This window comes from Vibrio sp. 1562, from assembly GCF_033340155.1.
GTDB lineage: Bacteria > Pseudomonadota > Gammaproteobacteria > Enterobacterales > Vibrionaceae > Vibrio > Vibrio alginolyticus.
In genome coordinates, this window is record NZ_JAWOVY010000012.1 from 49195 (window position 1) to 69440 (window position 20246).

At 46.4% G+C, this 20246-nt stretch carries 15 protein-coding genes; 9 read left to right on the forward strand and 6 right to left on the reverse strand.

Annotated features, from left to right (window positions below):
- Positions 1 to 146 precede the first annotated feature (146 nt).
- The gene (gene pckA / locus R7Z49_RS13985) at positions 147 to 1775 is read left to right on the forward strand and encodes a phosphoenolpyruvate carboxykinase (ATP) (protein ID WP_017820689.1); all 1629 of its coding nucleotides are present in this window, start codon (positions 147 to 149) and stop codon (positions 1773 to 1775) included.
- A 190-nt stretch (positions 1776 to 1965) separates the two neighbouring features.
- Complete coding sequence (locus R7Z49_RS13990; protein ID WP_132936675.1) at positions 1966 to 4083, forward strand: AsmA family protein; 2118 nt, start codon at positions 1966 to 1968, stop codon at positions 4081 to 4083.
- Here R7Z49_RS13990 and R7Z49_RS13995 read toward each other — a convergent pair.
- The 3 genes from R7Z49_RS13995 to R7Z49_RS14005 all read right to left on the reverse strand — a co-directional run bounded on the left by R7Z49_RS13995 (position 4069) and on the right by R7Z49_RS14005 (position 6443).
- Entirely contained in the window at positions 4069 to 4986 is a 918-nt protein-coding gene (locus R7Z49_RS13995; RefSeq protein ID WP_005379283.1) for a bifunctional GNAT family N-acetyltransferase/hotdog fold thioesterase, read from the reverse strand. The two genes, R7Z49_RS13990 and R7Z49_RS13995, sit on opposite strands and share 15 nt — an antisense overlap.
- Before the next feature lie 106 nt (positions 4987 to 5092).
- Complete coding sequence (gene dtd / locus R7Z49_RS14000) at positions 5093 to 5527, reverse strand: D-aminoacyl-tRNA deacylase (protein WP_005379282.1); 435 nt, start codon at positions 5525 to 5527, stop codon at positions 5093 to 5095.
- Positions 5499 to 6443 (reverse strand): virulence factor BrkB family protein, encoded by a 945-nt coding sequence (locus tag R7Z49_RS14005; protein WP_318111754.1) that lies wholly within the window; start codon positions 6441 to 6443, stop codon positions 5499 to 5501. Before R7Z49_RS14005 ends, dtd begins: the two co-directional genes overlap by 29 nt.
- Before the next feature lie 34 nt (positions 6444 to 6477).
- Between R7Z49_RS14005 and R7Z49_RS14010 the strand changes: the two genes are divergently transcribed.
- Positions 6478 to 7119, forward strand: coding sequence for a DUF2959 domain-containing protein (locus R7Z49_RS14010; protein WP_005382972.1), 642 nt, complete (start codon positions 6478 to 6480; stop codon positions 7117 to 7119).
- A 31-nt stretch (positions 7120 to 7150) separates the two neighbouring features.
- Here the strand turns inward: R7Z49_RS14010 and R7Z49_RS14015 are convergent, their stop codons facing one another.
- A complete protein-coding gene (locus R7Z49_RS14015) occupies positions 7151 to 7693 on the reverse strand; it encodes an AAA family ATPase (RefSeq protein WP_318111755.1) in 543 nt (180 codons plus the stop codon).
- A 72-nt stretch (positions 7694 to 7765) separates the two neighbouring features.
- A complete protein-coding gene (typA, locus tag R7Z49_RS14020; protein ID WP_005379276.1) occupies positions 7766 to 9595 on the reverse strand; it encodes a translational GTPase TypA in 1830 nt (609 codons plus the stop codon).
- 530 nt (positions 9596 to 10125) lie between these two features.
- On the opposite strand from typA, the gene glnA reads away from it, so the two are divergent.
- The 6 genes from glnA (at position 10126) to add (ending at position 18753) form a co-directional block, all read left to right on the forward strand.
- Complete coding sequence (glnA, locus tag R7Z49_RS14025; RefSeq protein ID WP_005379275.1) at positions 10126 to 11535, forward strand: glutamate--ammonia ligase; 1410 nt, start codon at positions 10126 to 10128, stop codon at positions 11533 to 11535.
- A gap of 195 nt (positions 11536 to 11730) precedes the next feature.
- Positions 11731 to 12312, forward strand: coding sequence for a DUF4124 domain-containing protein (locus R7Z49_RS14030; RefSeq protein ID WP_064353518.1), 582 nt, complete (start codon positions 11731 to 11733; stop codon positions 12310 to 12312).
- 132 nt (positions 12313 to 12444) lie between these two features.
- Entirely contained in the window at positions 12445 to 13491 is a 1047-nt protein-coding gene (glnL, locus tag R7Z49_RS14035; RefSeq protein WP_017821940.1) for a nitrogen regulation protein NR(II), read from the forward strand.
- Positions 13492 to 13548: 57 nt separating this feature from the next.
- Positions 13549 to 14952 carry a nitrogen regulation protein NR(I) gene (gene glnG, locus R7Z49_RS14040; RefSeq protein WP_005379267.1) on the forward strand — a complete coding sequence of 468 codons (1404 nt, stop codon included), beginning with the start codon at positions 13549 to 13551 and terminating at the stop codon, positions 14950 to 14952.
- Positions 14953 to 15054: 102 nt separating this feature from the next.
- Positions 15055 to 17601: an EAL domain-containing protein gene (locus R7Z49_RS14045; RefSeq protein WP_186584550.1), complete on the forward strand. Its 2547-nt coding sequence runs from the start codon at positions 15055 to 15057 to the stop codon at positions 17599 to 17601.
- Positions 17602 to 17748: 147 nt separating this feature from the next.
- Complete coding sequence (gene add / locus R7Z49_RS14050; RefSeq protein ID WP_005382965.1) at positions 17749 to 18753, forward strand: adenosine deaminase; 1005 nt, start codon at positions 17749 to 17751, stop codon at positions 18751 to 18753.
- Positions 18754 to 18822: 69 nt separating this feature from the next.
- Here add and hemN read toward each other — a convergent pair whose 3' ends face one another.
- Positions 18823 to 20214: an oxygen-independent coproporphyrinogen III oxidase gene (gene hemN / locus R7Z49_RS14055; RefSeq protein ID WP_017821952.1), complete on the reverse strand. Its 1392-nt coding sequence runs from the start codon at positions 20212 to 20214 to the stop codon at positions 18823 to 18825.
- Positions 20215 to 20246: the final 32 nt, after the last annotated feature.

Consider the following 20246-nt stretch of genomic DNA (forward strand, 5'->3'; position numbering starts at 1 on the left):
GACGGGTTACCTAAAACCTTATTGAAATCATGGGCAAATTTTGAGCTATCTCCCTGTTTTCTCCCCGCCCCGTTGCTAGCATGGTGAGCAGATTAAAATTAAAACATTCTTACAAAATCCCTACAAAATCCTTATAAGGAGCACCTATGACCGTTATGGAACATACTAAGGCTGCAACACTTGATCTAACCAAGCACGGACTGCATAACGTAAAAGAGGTTATTCGCAACCCAAGCTACGAAATGTTGTTTGAGGAAGAAACGCGTGAAGACCTAACCGGTTATGAGCGCGGCGTGGTTACTGAACTAGGTGCGGTTGCCGTTGACACTGGCATCTTTACTGGTCGCTCACCAAAAGATAAATACATCGTCAAAGACGCTACGACAGAAGAACATATGTGGTGGACGTCTGATCAAGTGAAAAATGATAACAAGCCAATCACTCCTGAAGTGTGGGACGAGCTAAAAGAACTGGTCACAAACCAGCTTTCTAACAAACGCTTGTTTGTTGTTGACGGTTACTGTGGTGCAAACCCAGATACACGTTTGAGCATTCGTGTTATCACAGAAGTCGCATGGCAAGCGCACTTCGTTAAAAACATGTTTATTCGCCCGACAGAAGAAGAGTTAGCGACATTTGAACCAGACTTCGTAGTAATGAATGGCGCAAAATGCACTAATCCAAAATGGGAAGAGCAAGGCCTGAACTCAGAAAACTTCACCGTATTTAACCTAACTGAGCGCATGCAACTTATCGGTGGCACTTGGTACGGCGGTGAAATGAAGAAAGGTATGTTCGCCATGATGAACTACTTCCTTCCACTAAAAGACATCGCATCAATGCACTGTAGCGCTAACATGGGCAAAGATGGCGATGTAGCGGTATTCTTCGGTCTATCTGGTACGGGTAAAACGACCCTGTCGACTGATCCTAAACGTGCGCTAATTGGTGATGATGAGCACGGCTGGGATGATGACGGTGTCTTCAACTTCGAAGGTGGTTGTTACGCAAAAACCATCAAACTTTCGAAAGAAGCGGAGCCGGACATCTACAACGCAATTCGTCGTGATGCACTGCTAGAAAACGTAACAGTACGTGGCGATGGCTCTATCGACTTTGATGATGGTTCGAAAACAGAAAACACACGTGTTTCTTACCCTATCTACCATATCGATAATATCGTTAAGCCAGTATCAAAAGGCGGTCACGCGAATAAAGTGATCTTCCTATCAGCCGATGCATTTGGCGTACTGCCTCCAGTATCTAAATTGACACCCGAGCAAACTAAGTACCACTTCCTATCAGGCTTTACCGCCAAACTAGCGGGAACAGAGCGCGGTATTACTGAGCCAACACCAACTTTCTCTGCTTGTTTCGGCGCGGCGTTCCTAACGCTTCACCCAACTAAATACGCAGAAGTACTGGTTAAACGCATGGAAGCAGCGGGCGCTGAGGCTTACCTAGTGAATACTGGTTGGAACGGCACTGGCAAACGTATCTCTATTCAAGATACACGCGGAATTATTGATGCAATTCTTGATGGTTCGATTGAAGATGCACCAACTAAGCACATTCCTATCTTCAATCTTGAAGTACCAACGTCACTACCAGGTGTGGATCCAAGCATTCTAGACCCTCGCGACACGTACGTTGACCCACTTCAGTGGGAAAGCAAAGCGAAAGATTTAGCAGCGCGCTTTATCAATAACTTTGATAAGTACACAGACAACGCTGAAGGTAAATCTCTGGTTGCGGCTGGTCCTCAGATTGATTAAATCGAGTAACAGCGACGTCGCGTAAACTCAGTGAAAAGTTGGCATTAACTTATCACCTTTACGTAGGCCAAGTTACAAAAATTGCTTCAAGCCCCTCTTTTGAGGGGCTTTTTATTGAATACCACAGAATATTGATACAAGCTAAAGCCTATCTAGTTTTATTTAATAACACACGTAGGTTCTAGCAAAGATGAAAACAGCGCGTCGAGTTCTACTTCTGTTACTGGTTATCTTAGTTACCATTCCGGCCGCTACGATTGCGCTGCTAACAACATCTTACGCGGACGCAACCTGGCGCTTGCTGTCAAACACCTTTTCTCTTCCCTTCCGGGCCGAAAGCGTGCGTTATGGCTTTCCCTATCACCTAACTTTACAACGCGTGAACACCAGCGGAGACGATGCGTCTTACATCGAGCAAGTCGATTTATGGATGAATCCCGATGTTTATCGCGATGGTAAATGGATCGTTGATAGTTTATTGATTGATGGTATGAGCTTGCAGTATGGCGCACCAAAGCTCCCACCTTTAGACAACGTTTTATTCCATCAAATCGCGCTCAAAAATATTGATTACGCCGACGAGCAGTACTCTGCCAATGGCATTGACCTTCAAATTCAATCACCACAATGGAATGGTCAATTAATACCATATGGCGAAGTTCAACTTGCGGCCGACCAACTCTATTGGAATGGCGAAGCCTTTAATCAAGTCTTAGTCGATATAGACTACAAACCGCAAGACAGTACGCTTTATGGCACCTCTTTTAACTGGCGTAACAGTCAAATATCTGGGCAAGGGGAGCAGTATCCTCAAGGCTGGTCTTTAGTAAATGTGACCATCAACAAGCTGAAACTGAGTAATACGCAGCGCCAATCACTGCTTGCAAAACCTTGGCACGATCTACCATTTAGCATTAATCATATTAATAGCTTAGATTTGCTTAACGCCGATATTGAATGGGGCGACTGGCACTGGCAGAACTTGGATCTTTCTGTGGAAAACGCCACACTGCCACTGTCTCTCTGGAAGACAAAAGCTCAAGTGTCATTGCAGGCGGATAGCGTTCGATTCCAGCAGCAAACCGCAATAGAGCCACGTTTGAGTGCCGCTATCGAGCCAGGAGTAATCCAGCTCAACGAGCTCAGCTTAGATTGGCAGCAAGGTCGAGTGCAAGTTTCTGGATTGTTCACGCCAACACAATGGAAGCTCAAAGAAGCCTCTATTCAAGGCCTCAAGTGGGCAACACAGCCAGAAGACAACCTAAATTGGTGGCACGCCGCCACCAGCGAGTTAGAGCATGTTGCAATCGAACGACTCGACATTGAGCGCAGCCAAATTATCCAGCTATCTCACGAACCTTATTGGCAACTTTCCGGTTTAAATATCGAAGGGCAACAGCTTGATATTAAACAGTCGGCTCAACGTTGGGGCCTTTGGCAAGGCGAATTGGAAGTCAGCGTTGTCAACGCCAGCTATGACCAAATACTCACGTCTCACGCAGCACTTGCCATGCAAAGCAAAGATGGCTTTTGGCAATTGACTCGCCTTTTTGCGCCACTCGAGCAAGGCTACGTAGAAGGCATCGGACAAATAGATTTGAGTACCCCGAGCCAACCTTGGGCGCTCAACGTCAATGCTGATGGTATTCCCTTATCGCTCTTCCACGATTATTTTTTACCCGACACACTGGCTATTGATGGTTTTTCCGATCTCAGCCTCGATCTACAAGGGTTATCAGGTGATCGCAACATGCTGGCCTACAGCTTATCGGGTGAAGTGGAAGCCAATCTCCGAGATACCCGCTTGAAGTCCCAAGCGGATCATTCGCTCAAAGCCATTACCTTAAGTCCACTGCGTTTAAGCGCGCAACGAGGGGAAGTTGCCATAAAGCCGGTCACCATCTCAGGAAAAGCCATAAGTGGTAAGGTTTGGGGAACATTTGATATGGCCAACAACCCGCTAAGTGGCATTACTTATCAATTGGAAGAGTCGTGCGGAAACATTGAAGGCGATCTACTAAGTGGCGAAACCCACCGTAATGAGTGCGTGAACGCATCAAAACTGGCCGAGCCTACTGATATTGAGACTCCACAGAAAAATGAACCTTCCATCGAGCAGCCAATCGTAATTGATAACATCAATTTGGAGACTCAAGAGGAAGAGCTTTACGAAGAAGTTATCGAAGAAGATGAAGTACCCGACACGAATTCCGCAGCAGAACAAACCCTCTCACCGACAGAGCAAGAAGGTGAAACAGATAAGCGCCCAGCAGATCAGTCGGCGCTTACCCCATCAGCAACTGAGTAACTGCGAGTAGTTCGGTATCAGCATATAGGTACCGACAAAATCAACAGCTGGCGTGTCACCACTATAAATCACTACGTGAATAACGATGCGTGCTTTGCGTCCCGACTCCAATCGGTCTAGGTCACCACTGATCCCATCCAACGAAGTACTCGCCACGGGGTTTTGTTCGACTGGTTGACGATAGCGAATCGAGCTGTCGGCCAACACAATATCACCGTGCAGCCCACGCTCTTTAAGCAGCAGCCACGTCATCCCCCACCCTGTCAGGGTTGCTAAGGTAAAAGCTGACCCAGCGAACATGGTGTTATGCGGATTAAGGTTAGGATTAAGCTGCGCACAGCATTCAAACTGGTAACCCGTGTACTGGTTAATCTTGATCCCCATTTTGTCGCTAATTGGGATTTGTTGCTCCCAGCGCTGTTGAAGCTCAGTACACCATTCAGGGCGACGTAACACATTGGCCATCGGATCCAGTTGCTTCACCATTTGCTGATGGCGCACAGGGCCACGCTCATCGGTCAGCTCACCTCGACGCTCAAAGCCATTTTTTTCATAAAAGGCGATGGCATCTTCACGGGCATTACACACCAAGCGTTTCGCTCCTTCCTGGCGTGCTAACGACTCTAGTGCAACCAAAACCAGCGAACCCATCCCTTTGCTACGGCGATTATTTTTAACCGCCATATAGCGGATCTGGCCATCATTGTCTGGCGTAATGTATAAACGGCCAATCGCCATAGGACGACCTCGACCATCAACAATCATGCGGTGATGACTCATTTCGTCGTATTCATCGCGCTCTGAGCCGATCGGCATACGCCATGGCTCACGAAGCAGTTGCCAGCGAAACTGATAATACTTGTTTATCTGATTATCGGTTTTGGGAGTAATGAGTTTGAACATATCAATCCTTTGAAAGCACAACACTAATCAGTGTCGGAAAAATTACTCCAAGCCAATTCCATGAGCTTGGAGTTAAAGCTTAGACTATGGCGCCTGTGTTACCAGATTAGACCTGCAACCAAAACGTCACAGGACCGTCATTCACCAAGGACACTTTCATATCGGCAGCGAAGCGGCCACGCTGTGTGGGTAAGACTTCTTCACACAAGTCAGAAAAGTAATCATACAAGCGCTCTGCATCAACAGGATGCGCACCGCGAGAAAAGCCAGCTCGCGTGCCTTTTTTTGTATCCGCAGGCAGCGTAAATTGAGAAACCACCAGCACTTTACCTTCCACCTGTTTAACGTTCAGGTTCATCTTGCCTTCGTCATCTTCGAACACACGGTAGGTTGTAACACGCTCCATTAAACGCTTTGCTTTAGCTTCATCGTCGTCCTTCTCTACGCCCAATAAGACCAGCAGACCACGATCAATTTCTCCTACGACTTCACCATCCACGCGGACGGCTGCTTCACTGACTCGTTGAATTAGCGCTATCACTACTCTCGCTTCCTTCATCTGTTAACTGAGATTCAGCGGTCGAGTGTATCATGTCTAAATCTTCACTCCAGTGCTCTCGCTCACCAAGCGCAGCCGTAACTTCCGCCCCCAATAACACGATCATCCAGCATAAATACACCCAAACAAATAAGATAGGAATCGCCGCTAACGCGCCGTAGATGAGCTGATAAGACGGAAACTGAGTGATGTAAAGCGCAAAGCCTTTTTTACTCAACTCGAACAGTATCGCGGCGACTGCTGCCCCCATGGCACCATGAGCGAGGTGTACTTTTTTATTCGGCACTAGAATATACAAGCCAAGAAAAGCAAAAAAGGACAGCAACAACGGTAGCCAACGCAGAAATAAATTAAACGCACCAAATAATGTCTCGTTCTCTAAAATTTGCAGCGAAGTCACGTACGACGTCGCCGCAATACTCGCACCGACCATGATCGGCCCTAACGTGAGTACCATCCAATACATAGAGAATGAAAAGACTAAACGGCGCTTGTCTTTAACTCGCCAAATGTAGTTTAAGTTCTTATCAATGTTGGAAATCAGCATGACCGCTGCGATGAATAAAAACCCACCGCCAACCGCGCTCATTTTGCCCGTATTCGCCACAAATTCCTGTAATGCCGTATGTACAGCTTCTCCAGAAGCTGGCACAAAATTCTCAATAATGTAGCCTTGCAGCACCTCACCAACGTTCGCAAAAACGGGAAATTTCGACAATATTGATAACAATACCGTCAGCATTGGCACGATGGATAACAAGGTAATGTAGGCAAGATAGCCCGCGTTCACATTCACACGATCATGCGTTAATCGCTTAAGAAGATACTTAAAAAACGCGACGCAACTTGGCAGTAGATTGATTAATCTCGCCTTGTAACTCTCTGATAACTGGTTCATAGTTCATCCCATAATTAGCGCCGAGGACATAAGAATGCCTTATTTATTAGCAATTGTACTATCAATTTTCACTTTAACAGGGTGTCAATCTGCTTATTACTCAGCAATGGAGCAGGTTGGGTATCATAAACGAGATATTATGGTCGACCGCGTCGAAGATGCCAAAGAATCTCAACAAGATGCACAAGAAGAATTCACCAGTGCACTTGAAGCCTTGTCTGCGATCACCAACTTTGATGGTGGTGAGCTAGAAAATGTCTACAACAACATCAATGACAAATACGAAGATAGCGAAAAAGCGGCTCAAGACGTACGTGACCGTATTGCTGCGATTGAAGACGTATCCGGCGCACTGTTTGATGAGTGGCAAGATGAGCTAGAGCTGTACTCGAGTGCGAAACTGCGTCGTTCAAGCGAGCAAAAACTACGTGAAACCAAAGCCTCGTACAAAACCATGCTTAGCGCTATGAAGCGTGCAGAGAAAAAGATGACACCGGTACTGGATACGCTACGTGACAACACGTTGTACTTAAAACACAACCTTAACGCCAGTGCGATTGGTTCTTTGCAAGGTGAGTTCTCTAGCTTAGAGAAAGACATTCAGTTTGCGATCAAACAAATGAACGAAGCGATTGCAGAGTCCGATAAATTCCTACAAAAGCTCAATCAAAAGTAAATGATTTAGACCTCCTCCTAGTGAGGAGGTTTTAGTCGGCGACCTTACCGAGTAAACCGATGACTCTTCGAACAAAGCCTACTCTCTCTGGCACAGTTCCCCATGGTACTTCTATCACTTCATAACCCAAATCAGTATAGACACTCACTAACGACTGATGAATCTCCAATGCTTCTTCAAAGCTGTGCGGACGCACTTCATCTTGTACGTAAATGGATGCTTCAGGTCGACAAGTAAACACCTGACTATGGTACCCAGCGCTTTCGGTTAAGAAAGCTTGGTCAACCTTACAGCCGCCCACTTGTAGGTATGCAATGATGTCGGGGATGGCGCGATCAACAAACGCAACATCATGACAACGCGCATCACTCTTTTGTTTGTCCATCAACCCAAGGCATAACTTGGCAAACTCAGGTAAATTCGTCCACGGCAAAATACCATTTTCTAACTGGCTTTGCTGCTCAATCAAGTCGCGAGACCCTTCAGGAAACGTGGCGTAACCACACGCGTCTAGCGCATTCAGCAGTGTTGTTTTTCCCGCACCAGGCCCACCGGTGATAATAATCGGGTTCATATTCAACTCCAGAAAACAAAAAGCCCCGAGCATAACTCGAGGCTTCTTCTTAATTGAATCGCTTAACGAAAATTATTTCGCGCCACGAGAAGCACGCTTACGGTCGCTTTCCGTTAGGAACTTCTTACGGATACGGATGCTTTCAGGCGTTACTTCTACTAGCTCGTCGTCATCGATGAATTCTAGTGCTTGCTCAAGAGTCATCTTGATTGGCGGAGTAAGAACCTGTGCGTCATCTGTACCTGATGCACGAACGTTGGTTAGCTGCTTACCTTTCAGTGCGTTTACCGTTAGGTCGTTGTCACGGCTGTGAATACCGATAACCATACCTTCGTAAACTTCAACACCGTGACCGATAAATAGACGACCACGCTCTTGAAGGTTGAACAGTGCGTTAGTTAGCGCTTTACCCATCGCGTTCGCGATTAGTACACCGTTTACACGTTGACCGATGTTACCGCCTTTGTGAGGGCCGTAGTGATCAAACGTATGGTAAAGAAGACCTGAACCTGAAGTCAGTGTCATGAATTCCGTTTGGAAACCGATCAGACCACGTGATGGCATAACGAAGTCCATACGCACACGACCTTTACCGTCTGGAGACATGTCTTTCAGCTCACCTTTACGTAGGCCGATGTTCTCCATGATGCCGCCTTGGTGCTCTTCCATTACGTCGATAGTTACCGTTTCGAACGGTTCCATCAACTGACCATCTTCTTCTTTGATGATTACTTCTGGACGAGATACCGCAAGCTCAAAGCCTTCACGACGCATGTTTTCGATCAGGATAGAAAGGTGAAGTTCACCACGACCTGATACGCGGAATTTATCTGGATCGTCTGTTTGCTCAACGCGTAGTGCAACGTTGTGTACCAATTCCTTCTCAAGACGCTCAAGGATGTTACGTGACGTTACGAACTTACCTTCTTTACCCGCGAATGGAGACGTGTTTACTTGGAACGTCATTGTTACTGTTGGTTCATCAACAGACAATGGTGGTAATGCTTCTACTGCGTTTTGTGCACAGATAGTGTCAGAAATTTTCAGCTCGCCAAGACCAGTGATTGCGATGATATCACCCGCGTTAGCTTGTTCCACTTCGTGACGCTCTAGGCCAAGGTAGCCCATTACTGTACCCACTTTACCGTTGCGAGTTTTACCGTCAGCACCAATAATGGTTACCTGCTGGTTTGGCTTAACGCTACCACGAGTTACGCGAGCCACGCCGATAACACCAACGTAAGAGCTGTAGTCTAGCTGAGAAACTTGCATCTGTAGTGGACCATCAAGGTCAACATTTGGCGCGTCAACAACATCAACGATAGTTTGGAATAGTGGTTCCATGTTCTCGCCAGTTTCGCCTTCTTCTAGAGAAGCCCAACCGTTAAGTGCTGATGCGTAAACTACTTTAAAGTCTAGCTGGTCATCAGTTGCACCTAGGTTGTCGAACAGGTCGAACACTTGGTCCATAACCCAATCAGGACGTGCGCCAGGGCGGTCAATCTTGTTGATTACAACGATTGGTTTTAGACCGTGAGCAAACGCTTTTTGTGTTACGAAACGCGTTTGAGGCATTGGACCATCAACTGCGTCAACGATAAGTAGTACAGAGTCTACCATCGACATGATACGCTCAACTTCACCACCGAAGTCCGCGTGTCCCGGAGTATCTACGATGTTGATACGGTAATCGTTCCAGTCGATTGCTGTGTTTTTAGCAAGAATGGTAATACCGCGCTCTTTCTCGATGTCGTTCGAGTCCATGACTCGCTCTTCAGCTTCACCGCGAGACTCAAGCGTGCCTGATTGTTGTAGCAGCTTGTCAACCAACGTGGTTTTACCGTGGTCAACGTGCGCGATGATCGCGATATTTCTTAATTTATCAATCTGTGGAGTAGCCATGGATATTGATTCACTTAGATAGATGAAATGCCCCCACGCTGAGAACGGGTGCTCTCTGGCGACATTTGCTGATTAAAAAAACGGCCATAATGTACCAGATTTTAGCAAAAAGCCTAGAAATATGTGATCTACTCCCGAGCATTTCTGCGATTTTTACGCTTAATGCCCATTTTCTTCCTCAGAACGAATTGATTAAACGCAACTTTATTCTAATCGATGCATAATTCAAATTGACTCTTGCTCAAAAACTGGGCTGAATACGCAATCTATCTGTCACATTATGGTGCAACAATGATTTTTAGCACCATAATAGTGCAATCAAAGATCATTTTGGTGCAAGCAACTGCACCAAACTAGCATTCAAAAACACAATTGCTTGAAATTAATGGAATATTTTTTTTGGCACGGTTTTGGCTTTAGTTAAAACAGCATCGATTAATGAAAAGTCAAATTGATTAATCAATGCCAGGTTTCATGAATAATTCATAAATCGAGCTTTTACCGCTTATTAACACTGGAGGTTATCCAAGATGTCAGTAGAAAACGTTCTATCGCTGATCCAAGAAAACGAAGTTAAGTTTGTTGACCTACGCTTCACTGATACAAAAGGTAAAGAGCAGCACATTTCGATCCCTGCTCACCAAATCGACGCAGACTTCTTCGAAGAAGGTAAAATGTTCGATGGTTCATCAGTTGCTGGCTGGAAAGGTATCAACGAATCAGACATGGTAATGATGCCTGACGCATCTTCTGCTGTGCTTGACCCATTCACGGAAGACGCAACACTAAATATCCGTTGTGACATCTTAGAGCCTGCAACAATGCAAGGCTATGACCGTGACCCACGCTCTATCGCAAAACGCGCTGAAGACTTCATGCGTTCTACAGGTGTTGCAGATACTGTACTTATCGGTCCTGAGCCAGAATTCTTCCTATTTGATGACGTGAAGTTCTCGACAGACATGTCAGGCTCTTTCTTCAAAATCGACGACGTAGAAGCGGCATGGAACACAGGTTCTGACTACGAAGAAGGTAACAAAGGTCACCGTCCAGGCGTTAAAGGTGGTTACTTCCCAGTAGCTCCAGTAGATTCATCTCAAGACATCCGTTCTGCTATGTGTCTAGTAATGGAAGAAATGGGTCTTGTTGTTGAAGCGCACCACCACGAAGTGGCAACGGCGGGTCAAAACGAAATCGCAACTCGTTTCAACACGCTAACAACCAAAGCTGACGAAATCCAAATCTACAAGTATGTTGTACACAACGTTGCTCACGCGTTTGGTAAAACAGCGACGTTTATGCCTAAACCACTTGTTGGCGACAACGGCAGCGGTATGCACGTTCACCAGTCTCTAGCAAAAGATGGCGTAAACCTATTTGCTGGTGACAAGTACGGCGGTCTATCTGAAATGGCGCTTTACTACATCGGTGGTATCATCAAACACGCTCGTGCAATCAACGCATTCGCTAACCCATCAACAAACTCGTACAAACGTCTTGTACCAGGCTTCGAAGCACCAGTAATGCTAGCTTACTCAGCGCGTAACCGCTCTGCTTCAATCCGTATCCCAGTGGTACCAAGCCCGAAAGCACGTCGTATCGAAGTTCGTTTCGGTGACCCAGCGGCGAACCCATACCTATGTTTCGCAGCAATGCTTATGGCTGGTCTTGACGGTATCAAGAATAAGATCCACCCAGGCGAAGCGATGGATAAAGACCTTTACGATCTTCCAGCTGAAGAAGCAGCAGAAATCCCAACTGTTGCATACTCACTAAAAGACGCGCTAGCAGAGCTAGATGCTGATCGTGAGTTCTTAACAGCGGGCGGCGTATTCTCTGACGACTTCATCGATTCATACATCGACCTTAAGTCTCAGGACGTAGAGCGTGTGAACATGACAACTCACCCTGTTGAGTTCGAACTTTACTACTCTGTGTAAGGTCGACACTGTGTAAAATGTAAACACAGCAATAAAATATTAGGCTCGCCTCGCAGGCGGGCCTTTTTTGTATTCGCCAGTCAAGCTTCGACGTTTAACATGAGAGGATAATAAAAATACACTTAGAATTTTTCCTTACAGGTCAAAGAGCTAAGCCATTGAAACGTGAAATCATCGAACAAGAGAAGGTGAGCAATGAAAGTTCAGCTTATTCCATCACTGTGTGCACTCAGCGGATTGTTAATCGCCTCTATCGCCTTCGCGCAGGTCGCGTATACGTGGGTAGATGAAAATGGCGTGGTTCACTTTAGTGATACACCAAACAAAGGAGCAAAAGCGATCGCACTGCCAAACCTTGAAGCCAGCGCACCAGCTCCTGAGGTAGAAAGTACTGAATCGCTCGCACCTCAGACTACGCCATCTACTGCATCACAAAACAAGCCAGAGAAAACAACCGAGAAGCCTCTTCCATTACAACTCTCGATGCTGACTCCCAAGCACAACGAGACCATCCGCAGTAATCGAGGCATCATCAATATTCAATTAGAAACCAATCGCAAGCTTGGTATCGGTGAGCAATTGCAATTGTTACTCGATGGAAAACCTTATGGTGCACCACAAAACCATATAGTGTGGCAGTTAAACAATATTGACCGAGGCACTCACACACTTGCTGTGCACGCGAAAAGAAGCGGCAAGCTTATTGCATCTACTAGCCCTATAACGGTGCATTTACATAGAGCAAGTGTTAAGCCGACCGTAAAAGGGGCAAAATAGAATATCTGGTGAAAAAAATCACATCACAGCGGTGCTTTTCACTTTTTCTTCTAAGATTTATTCGCCATACTTAACGTTCAATTGCACCATTATTGTGCATCGCACAATCTTAAAGCAAAACAAGGACGTAATGTGGATACCAGTCTTCCTAGTGCCATTCTCAACAATATGGTGACAGCAACGCTGATTCTTGATGATGGATTGGCCATCCGTTATGCCAATCCGGCTGCCGAATTGCTGTTTTCTCAAAGCGCCAAACGAATTATTGAACAATCACTTTCTCAATTGATTCAGCATGCGTCGCTGGATCTCGCGCTGCTCACTCAACCGTTGCAAAGTGGCCAAAGCATCACCGACAGTGACGTCACTTTCGTTGTTGATGGCCGCCCTTTAATGCTAGAGGTGACGGTTAGCCCTATCACTTGGCAAAAACAGTTGATGCTTCTGGTCGAGATGCGCAAAATTGATCAGCAGCGCCGACTCTCTCAAGAACTGAACCAACACGCCCAACAACAAGCGGCGAAGCTGTTAGTCCGAGGGCTTGCACATGAGATCAAAAATCCGCTTGGCGGCTTACGCGGTGCGGCGCAATTGTTAGAAAAAATGCTGCCAGAGCCCTCTCTCACCGAATATACACACATCATCATTGAGCAAGCAGACCGTTTAAGGGCGCTCGTGGATCGATTACTAGGACCGCAAAAGCCAGGTAAGAAGACACAAGAGAATCTGCACCAAATTCTTGAAAAGGTTCGCCAACTGGTTGAATTAGAGTCACAACGCTCAATCATCATTGAACGAGATTATGACCCAAGCTTGCCAGAGATTTTGATGGATACAGACCAAATCGAACAGGCAATGCTTAATATCGTCAGCAACGCCGCACAAATTCTTAGCCATCAAGAACACGGGAAAATAACCATTCGCACCAGAACGGTGCACCAAGCCAATATTCACGGCAAACGCTGTAAACTCGCTGCTCGTGTCGAAATCACAGACAACGGCCCAGGTATTCCACCGGAACTACAAGACACGCTGTTCTATCCCATGGTCAGTGGCCGCGAGGGAGGAACTGGATTAGGGCTATCTATTTCGCAAAATTTGATCGACCAGCACAATGGAAAAATAGACGTAGAAAGCTGGCCTGGTCACACAACATTTACTATTTATCTGCCGATCTGATTGCGCTAATGGACTTCAAGTCGCGTCAGTTTTTCGGTTTGCTGCAAGGATTACTACATGAGTAAAGGATATGTTTGGGTCGTTGATGACGACAGTTCAATTCGCTGGGTAATGGAGAAAACGCTCTCCTCTGCCAACATCAAATGTGAAACCTATGCCGATGGAGAAAGCGTGTTAATGGCGCTCGAACGCGAAGTGCCGGATGTTCTAGTATCAGACATTCGCATGCCAGGTATTGATGGGTTGGAGCTACTAAAACAAGTACAGCGCGATTACCCAGACCTTCCCGTGATTATCATGACCGCACACTCAGATTTAGATGCGGCAGTGAATGCGTACCAAAAAGGTGCTTTTGAATATTTACCAAAACCTTTTGATATTGATGAAACCTTAACTCTGGTTGAGCGAGCCATTGCACACAGCCACGAAAACAAACGCGAGCAGCTCTCTCCAGAAGACATTCCAGCAGAAACGCCTGAAATTATCGGTGAAGCACCAGCGATGCAAGAGGTGTTTCGCGCCATTGGTCGTCTTTCTCGCTCCTCTATTTCAGTCTTGATTAACGGTGAATCGGGCACGGGTAAAGAACTCGTTGCTCATGCACTGCACCGTCACAGTCCACGTGCTAACAAACCTTTCATTGCGCTCAATATGGCGGCGATTCCCAAAGACTTGATTGAATCAGAACTATTTGGCCACGAAAAAGGCGCGTTTACGGGGGCAAACAATGTTCGTCAAGGACGATTCGAACAAGCCAATGGCGGCACTCTATTTTTAGACGAAATCGGCGACATGCCATTGGACATTCAAACTCGTTTACTACGCGTTCTAGCTGACGGGCAGTTTTATCGAGTGGGCGGTCACTCTCCGATTAGTGTCGATGTACGAATTGTCGCGGCAACACACCAGAACTTAGAAAAGCTGGTGCACGAAGGTGACTTCCGTGAGGACCTCTTTCATCGCTTAAACGTGATTCGCGTTCAGATCCCGGCACTGCGTGAGCGTAAGCAAGACATTGAAAAGCTTACACAGCATTTTCTTATCCGTGCGGCTGATGAGCTTGGTGTGGAAACAAAAACTCTCCACCCGTCGACTGTAGAGATTCTTAACCGCCTTGATTGGCCTGGCAACGTGCGTCAATTAGAGAATATTTGCCGTTGGTTAACCGTTATGGCCAGTGGTAGCGAGGTGTTACCAAATGACTTGCCAAGCGAACTACTCGAAGAGAAAAAATCCATTTCAGACTCTGCACATGGTAGTTGGCAAGAACAATTGGCGGATTGGGCACGGCATTCACTCGCAGCAGGAGATAAAGAACTACTTTCTTACGCTTTACCAGAATTTGAACGCATTTTATTAGAAGCAGCCTTAGAGCACACTAAAGGTCATAAGCAAGATGCCGCTAAAGTATTAGGCTGGGGGCGAAATACACTCACCAGAAAATTAAAAGAATTGTACTGACAATCACTTACGTGGTGCGTTAACAACGAGCGTCGTTTGTCACTCGATATTAATAAAAACATCAGTACAATTGTGGCGCACCACCATCTATGTGATTAGGCGATGTCTACTGCTACGACTCAAATTACACTGCGTACTGCTGTTCTGATTCCATTTGTCATGATCTTCTTACTGGCGATCGGTGTCGTTGTCTACGTCCAAAAACAAAGTTACGAAGAAGTGGTCACGGATATCAGTGACAAGCAACTTTCCGTGTTAACCGAAAGTGTCCACGACCACCTCAATAGCTATCTACGTAAGCCTTTTACTGCGGTTATGGCTCTCGCGCACAACGTCAGCTATCACAACCTTTATCGCCCTCACGATACCTCAGACATTCAAAACTACCTGCTGAGTGCATTCAAAAATCTTTACCAATCGATACCGCAGTTGGATGTAATCGCATTTGGTTCAGAAAACGGCGACTTTGCAGGCTTTCGCCGCGAGCTTTCCGACGATTACACCTTAATGGTGCAAGATCGCTACACCGATGGTGATCTGGTTATTTATGGAACCAACCATGTGAGTAACAACATTCGAACGGTTATCTCCCAATACGATCCTCGCACTCGCCCATGGTATAAGCCCGTTGCAGAGAGCCAAAACGCCACTTGGTCTGAAATTTATACCAACGCTGATGAACGCCAGGATATTACGCTATCAGCCATGACGCCGGTGTACAAACACGACCAATTTGCTGGTGTTTTGGTGACAGACATTCGTATCAATACATTCAACGAATTCCTGCGCGAGTTAAAATACAACACTAAAGCGTCGGTCTACATCATGGACCCAGATCATCGTTTAATCGCTCACTCAGGCCCGGGAAGCGTCATCTCATGGGGCACAAAATTTTCGGATAAAGGGCAGCGTTTGCTTGCCGCTGAAAACGCAGACCCGATCATCAAAATCAGTGCGAGCCGAGTCCGGTCTTTCGATCTCAACAACACCAAGCAACCTTATACTTTTTCATTTGAACATGATGGCCAACGTATTTTCAGTCGGCTAACCCCGTATCGAGACCAAGACGGCTTAACATGGTTTATCGGCACCTCCATTTCGGAGTCTGAGCTTCTCGGCCTGTTACCAAAAAGCCAGCAAGAGAGCTGGCTCGTTGGCATTATTGTAAGCCTATTTGGTATCGCCATCAGTTGGATCATTTTCAACCGAGTTACCAGACCAATTAACGCGACGGCCGCCGCCGCTCAGCACCTGGCAAATGGGGATTGGGATAGCGGCATGCCAAAGCCTGGTTATGTGTATGAGACAACCGTACTGGTTCATGCTTTTAATGAAATGGCGAACAATCTAAGAGCTTCATTCAAAGCATTGCGTGAACAGTTGGTTTATGACTCTCTGACACGCTTATATAGTCGTCAGGGTTTGGTCGAAATCTGTGAAAATCAGTCTGATCTTTGTCACGGCAGTTTATTTTTACTTGGTATCAACAAATTTAGAGATATCAACGACAGTGTGGGTCATCACAACGGCGACCAGCTGTTGGTCAGCATCGCTGAAAGGTTAAAACAGCAGTTTCGTGACAACGCATTATTGGCTCGGATTGGTGGTGATGAGTTCGCGGTGTTTCTCTCAAATGTCGACACTGAAACCAAAATTAAACAAACCGAGCGTCGATTACAGCAACTCTTTTCCACCCCATTTATGGTGGAAGGCGAGAATGTAGTGATGAAGATTTCACTTGGTATTGTACAAACCCAGCCAAACGAAACCATGCCTTTATGGTTACGCAACGCCAGCATCGCATTAAGTTACGCCAAACAAGACTCACTGACTGGTGTTTGTCACTACAGCCCAGAACTAGCGAGCGCTTCAAAGTTTCGTACGCAAATGCTGACCAAGATCCAAACTGGCATTGAAAACCGAGAGTTTATTCCTCATTACCAACCGATTGTGGATCTCGTCAGTGGCACAGTGTGTGGCGCCGAAGCACTTGCGCGTTGGCATAGCGACTCAGGTATGGTGTCACCATTAGATTTTATCCCAATCGCGGAAGAAAGCGGCATGATCAAAGCCATCGGCCAACAGATTCTGTTACAAGCTTGTCGCGACACTTACCAAGCGATCGAAAGCAAACAGTGGCCGTCGGACTTCCAACTGCATGTGAATATCTCCGTTAATCAACTATCTTGCCCAAGTTTTGTTGATACGGTGACAAGCGTATTGGATATCACGAAATTACCAGCAAGTAACCTCACACTAGAGATCACAGAATCACGCATCATTGATAGCGCACCGACCACACTAGAAAATATGACTAAGCTGCGTGAAATGGGTATTGGTATCGCGATAGATGACTTTGGCACCGGTTACTCATCACTGGGTTACCTCCACTCTCTACCGTTTACTTGCTTGAAGATTGATCGCACCTTCATCAATCAACTCACGCAAGAAAACTTAAACAGTTCAGTCGTCGCTGCCGTCATCAATATCACAGCAGGTCTCAAAACTAATGTCGTCGCGGAAGGTGTCGAGGATAGCAATCAAGCACAATTACTCCGCTCTTTAGGCTGTAATCAGGTGCAAGGCTTCTACTACAGCCGCCCTATGCCACTAGAAGAATGGCCAACACATTTGGTGAACATGAAGTAGAAAAGAGCGAGAATCGTTGATTTCCTAGTCATCCTCTACTGACAATCTACCCAACTGTTATTTATACTTAACTGCAAATCTTACCCATGTATTGTCACAGATGATGTTTGGGCCCTGTTCCAGTTCATAACTATCCGGATCGACAAAATGATAACGAAGAACCTTCCTCTTACTGATTTGCACCGTCACCTCGACGGTAACATTCGTACTAAAACGATTCTTGAGCTAGGCCAAAAGTTTGGCATTGCCCTACCAGCGTACGATATTGAGTCTCTCACTCCTCACGTTCAAATTGTCGAAGCGGAACCCTCTCTTGTTGCTTTCCTTTCTAAGCTCGACTGGGGTGTTGCTGTACTGGGCGATCTAGATGCGTGTCGTCGTGTCGCGTACGAAAACGTAGAAGACGCGCTAAACGCACAAATCGATTACGCAGAGCTGCGTTTCTCTCCTTACTACATGGCGATGAAACACAAGCTACCAGTAGCGGGGGTTGTTGAAGCCGTCGTGGACGGTGTGCAAGCGGGTATGCGCGATTTTGGCGTGAAAGCCAACCTGATCGGTATCATGAGTCGCACATTTGGCACTGACGCATGTCAACAAGAACTGGACGGCATTCTGAGCCAGAAAGATCACATCGTTGCCGTCGACCTTGCGGGTGACGAACTAGGCCAACCGGGTGATCGCTTTGTGTCTCACTTCAAGCAAGTACGCGATGCTGGCCTTGGGGTAACGGTCCATGCTGGTGAAGCAGCAGGTGCAGAGAGCATGTGGCAAGCAATCAATGAGCTGGGCGCAACTCGTATCGGTCACGGCGTAAAAGCGATTCACGATCCAAAACTGATGGATTACCTAGCAGAAAACCGCATTGGTATTGAATCTTGCCTGACGTCAAACTACCAAACAAGTACGGTAGAAACGCTAGAAAACCACCCTCTCAAGCAGTTCCTAGAGCATGGCGTTCTTGCGTGTTTGAACACTGACGATCCAGCGGTTGAAGGTATCGAACTGCCATACGAATACGAAGTAGCGGCACCAGCCGCTGGCCTGAGCCAAGACCAGATTCGCCAAGCGCAAATCAATGGCCTTGAGATTGCGTTCCTTTCAGAAGCAGAAAAATCGGAACTGAGAGAAAAAGTAAAAGATCGCGCTTAAATCCAGCGAAAACATAAAAAAATGCCAGCATCTGCTGGCATTTTTTATATCTTGAATCTGTATCTCTGATTAAATAACACGAGAGAACTGTTGCTGACGTGCCTTTGCTCGTAGGTATTTATCGAAGCTCATACAAATATTACGGATCAACAAACGACCTCGCAGCGTCACACGAATTTCATTATCATCCACTTCCACCAGCTCATCGTTAATAAAGGTCTGAAGTAGCTGCAAATCTTCTTTAAAGTACTGTTCAAACCTCACTTTAAACTCAGACTCAATGGCTTTCTTGTCTAACTTGAAGTTACAAATCAGCTGCTTAATCACTTCACGACGGAGCAAATCATCGGAGTCCAGAGAGACCCCTTTCCATAGAGCGTGACGAAGTTCGTTGACTTGAGCGTAGTATTTCTTCAGCTCTTTCTGGTTTTGCGCGTACGCATCGCCGATCATCGAGATTGCAGAAACACCAAAGCCAACCAAGTCACATTCACCTTGTGTGGTGTAGCCTTGGAAATTGCGATGCAAAATACCTTCGCGCTGGGCAACAGCAAGTTCATCGTCCGGCAAAGCAAAGTGGTCCATACCGATAAATTGGTAGCCAGCATCAGTCAGTGTCGCGATGGTGTCTTGCAGAATCGCCATCTTCTCTTCTGCCTTTGGCAGATCTTCGTCTTTAATCTTACGCTGCGCTGCAAATAGCTGTGGCATGTGCGCGTAGTTAAACACGGATAGACGGCCCGGCTGCATCTCTAGCACTTGTTCTAGAGTCTTGGCAAAAGATTCTTTGGTCTGCTTCGGTAAACCGTAAATCAAATCTAGGTTCGTCGAACGAAAGCCTAACTCTTTTGCGCGCGCAACCATCGCAACGATGAACTCTTCATCTTGCTCACGATTCACCAGTTTTTGCACTTCTTTGTTGAAGTCCTGAACACCGATGCTCAAGCGATTGAAGCCTTCACTACGCAGATGATCCAGCATGGTCAGCTCGATTTCACGCGGGTCAACCTCGATACTGATTTCAGCATCGCTACTAAAAGTAAACTCTTGGCGTAGCAGGCTCATTACACGCGTGATTTGCTTTTCAGAGAGAAACGTCGGTGTACCACCACCAAAATGCAATTGCGTCACGGTGCGACCAACAAGTAATGCAGCACGTTGACGAATTTCGTGTTCAAGCACGTCGAGGTATTCATCCGCTTTGTGCGAGTGGCGCGTAATGACTTTATTACATCCACAGTAGTAACAAAGCTTGTGACAGAACGGAATGTGTACGTACAGCGATAATGGGCGTTCTGGGTATTGAGTGCATGCCATATCATAATCAGAAATGGTGAACGCTTCATGAAACTCCAGCGCCGTTGGGTACGACGTATAACGAGGCCCGGAATAGTTGTACTTATCCAATACCGCTTGATCCCAGACGATTTGCTGTTTCGATTCAGTGTGTTGATTCGACATGGTGGTACTTTCCGTTAAATGCTAGGGCAACG

What these genes read in the sequence shown, in the direction of transcription:
- pckA (WP_017820689.1), top strand. Translation starts at nt 147, where the DNA reads ATGACCGTTATGGAACATACTAAGGCTGCAACACTTGATCTAACCAAG.
- R7Z49_RS13990 (WP_132936675.1), top strand. Translation starts at nt 1,966, where the DNA reads ATGAAAACAGCGCGTCGAGTTCTACTTCTGTTACTGGTTATCTTAGTT.
- R7Z49_RS13995 (WP_005379283.1), bottom strand. Translation starts at nt 4,986, where the DNA reads ATGTTCAAACTCATTACTCCCAAAACCGATAATCAGATAAACAAGTAT.
- R7Z49_RS14005 (WP_318111754.1), bottom strand. Translation starts at nt 6,443, where the DNA reads ATGAACCAGTTATCAGAGAGTTACAAGGCGAGATTAATCAATCTACTG.
- R7Z49_RS14010 (WP_005382972.1), top strand. Translation starts at nt 6,478, where the DNA reads ATGCCTTATTTATTAGCAATTGTACTATCAATTTTCACTTTAACAGGG.
- R7Z49_RS14015 (WP_318111755.1), bottom strand. Translation starts at nt 7,693, where the DNA reads ATGAACCCGATTATTATCACCGGTGGGCCTGGTGCGGGAAAAACAACA.
- typA (WP_005379276.1), bottom strand. Translation starts at nt 9,595, where the DNA reads ATGGCTACTCCACAGATTGATAAATTAAGAAATATCGCGATCATCGCG.
- glnA (WP_005379275.1), top strand. Translation starts at nt 10,126, where the DNA reads ATGTCAGTAGAAAACGTTCTATCGCTGATCCAAGAAAACGAAGTTAAG.
- R7Z49_RS14030 (WP_064353518.1), top strand. Translation starts at nt 11,731, where the DNA reads ATGAAAGTTCAGCTTATTCCATCACTGTGTGCACTCAGCGGATTGTTA.
- glnG (WP_005379267.1), top strand. Translation starts at nt 13,549, where the DNA reads ATGAGTAAAGGATATGTTTGGGTCGTTGATGACGACAGTTCAATTCGC.
- R7Z49_RS14045 (WP_186584550.1), top strand. Translation starts at nt 15,055, where the DNA reads ATGTCTACTGCTACGACTCAAATTACACTGCGTACTGCTGTTCTGATT.
- add (WP_005382965.1), top strand. Translation starts at nt 17,749, where the DNA reads ATGATAACGAAGAACCTTCCTCTTACTGATTTGCACCGTCACCTCGAC.
- hemN (WP_017821952.1), bottom strand. Translation starts at nt 20,214, where the DNA reads ATGTCGAATCAACACACTGAATCGAAACAGCAAATCGTCTGGGATCAA.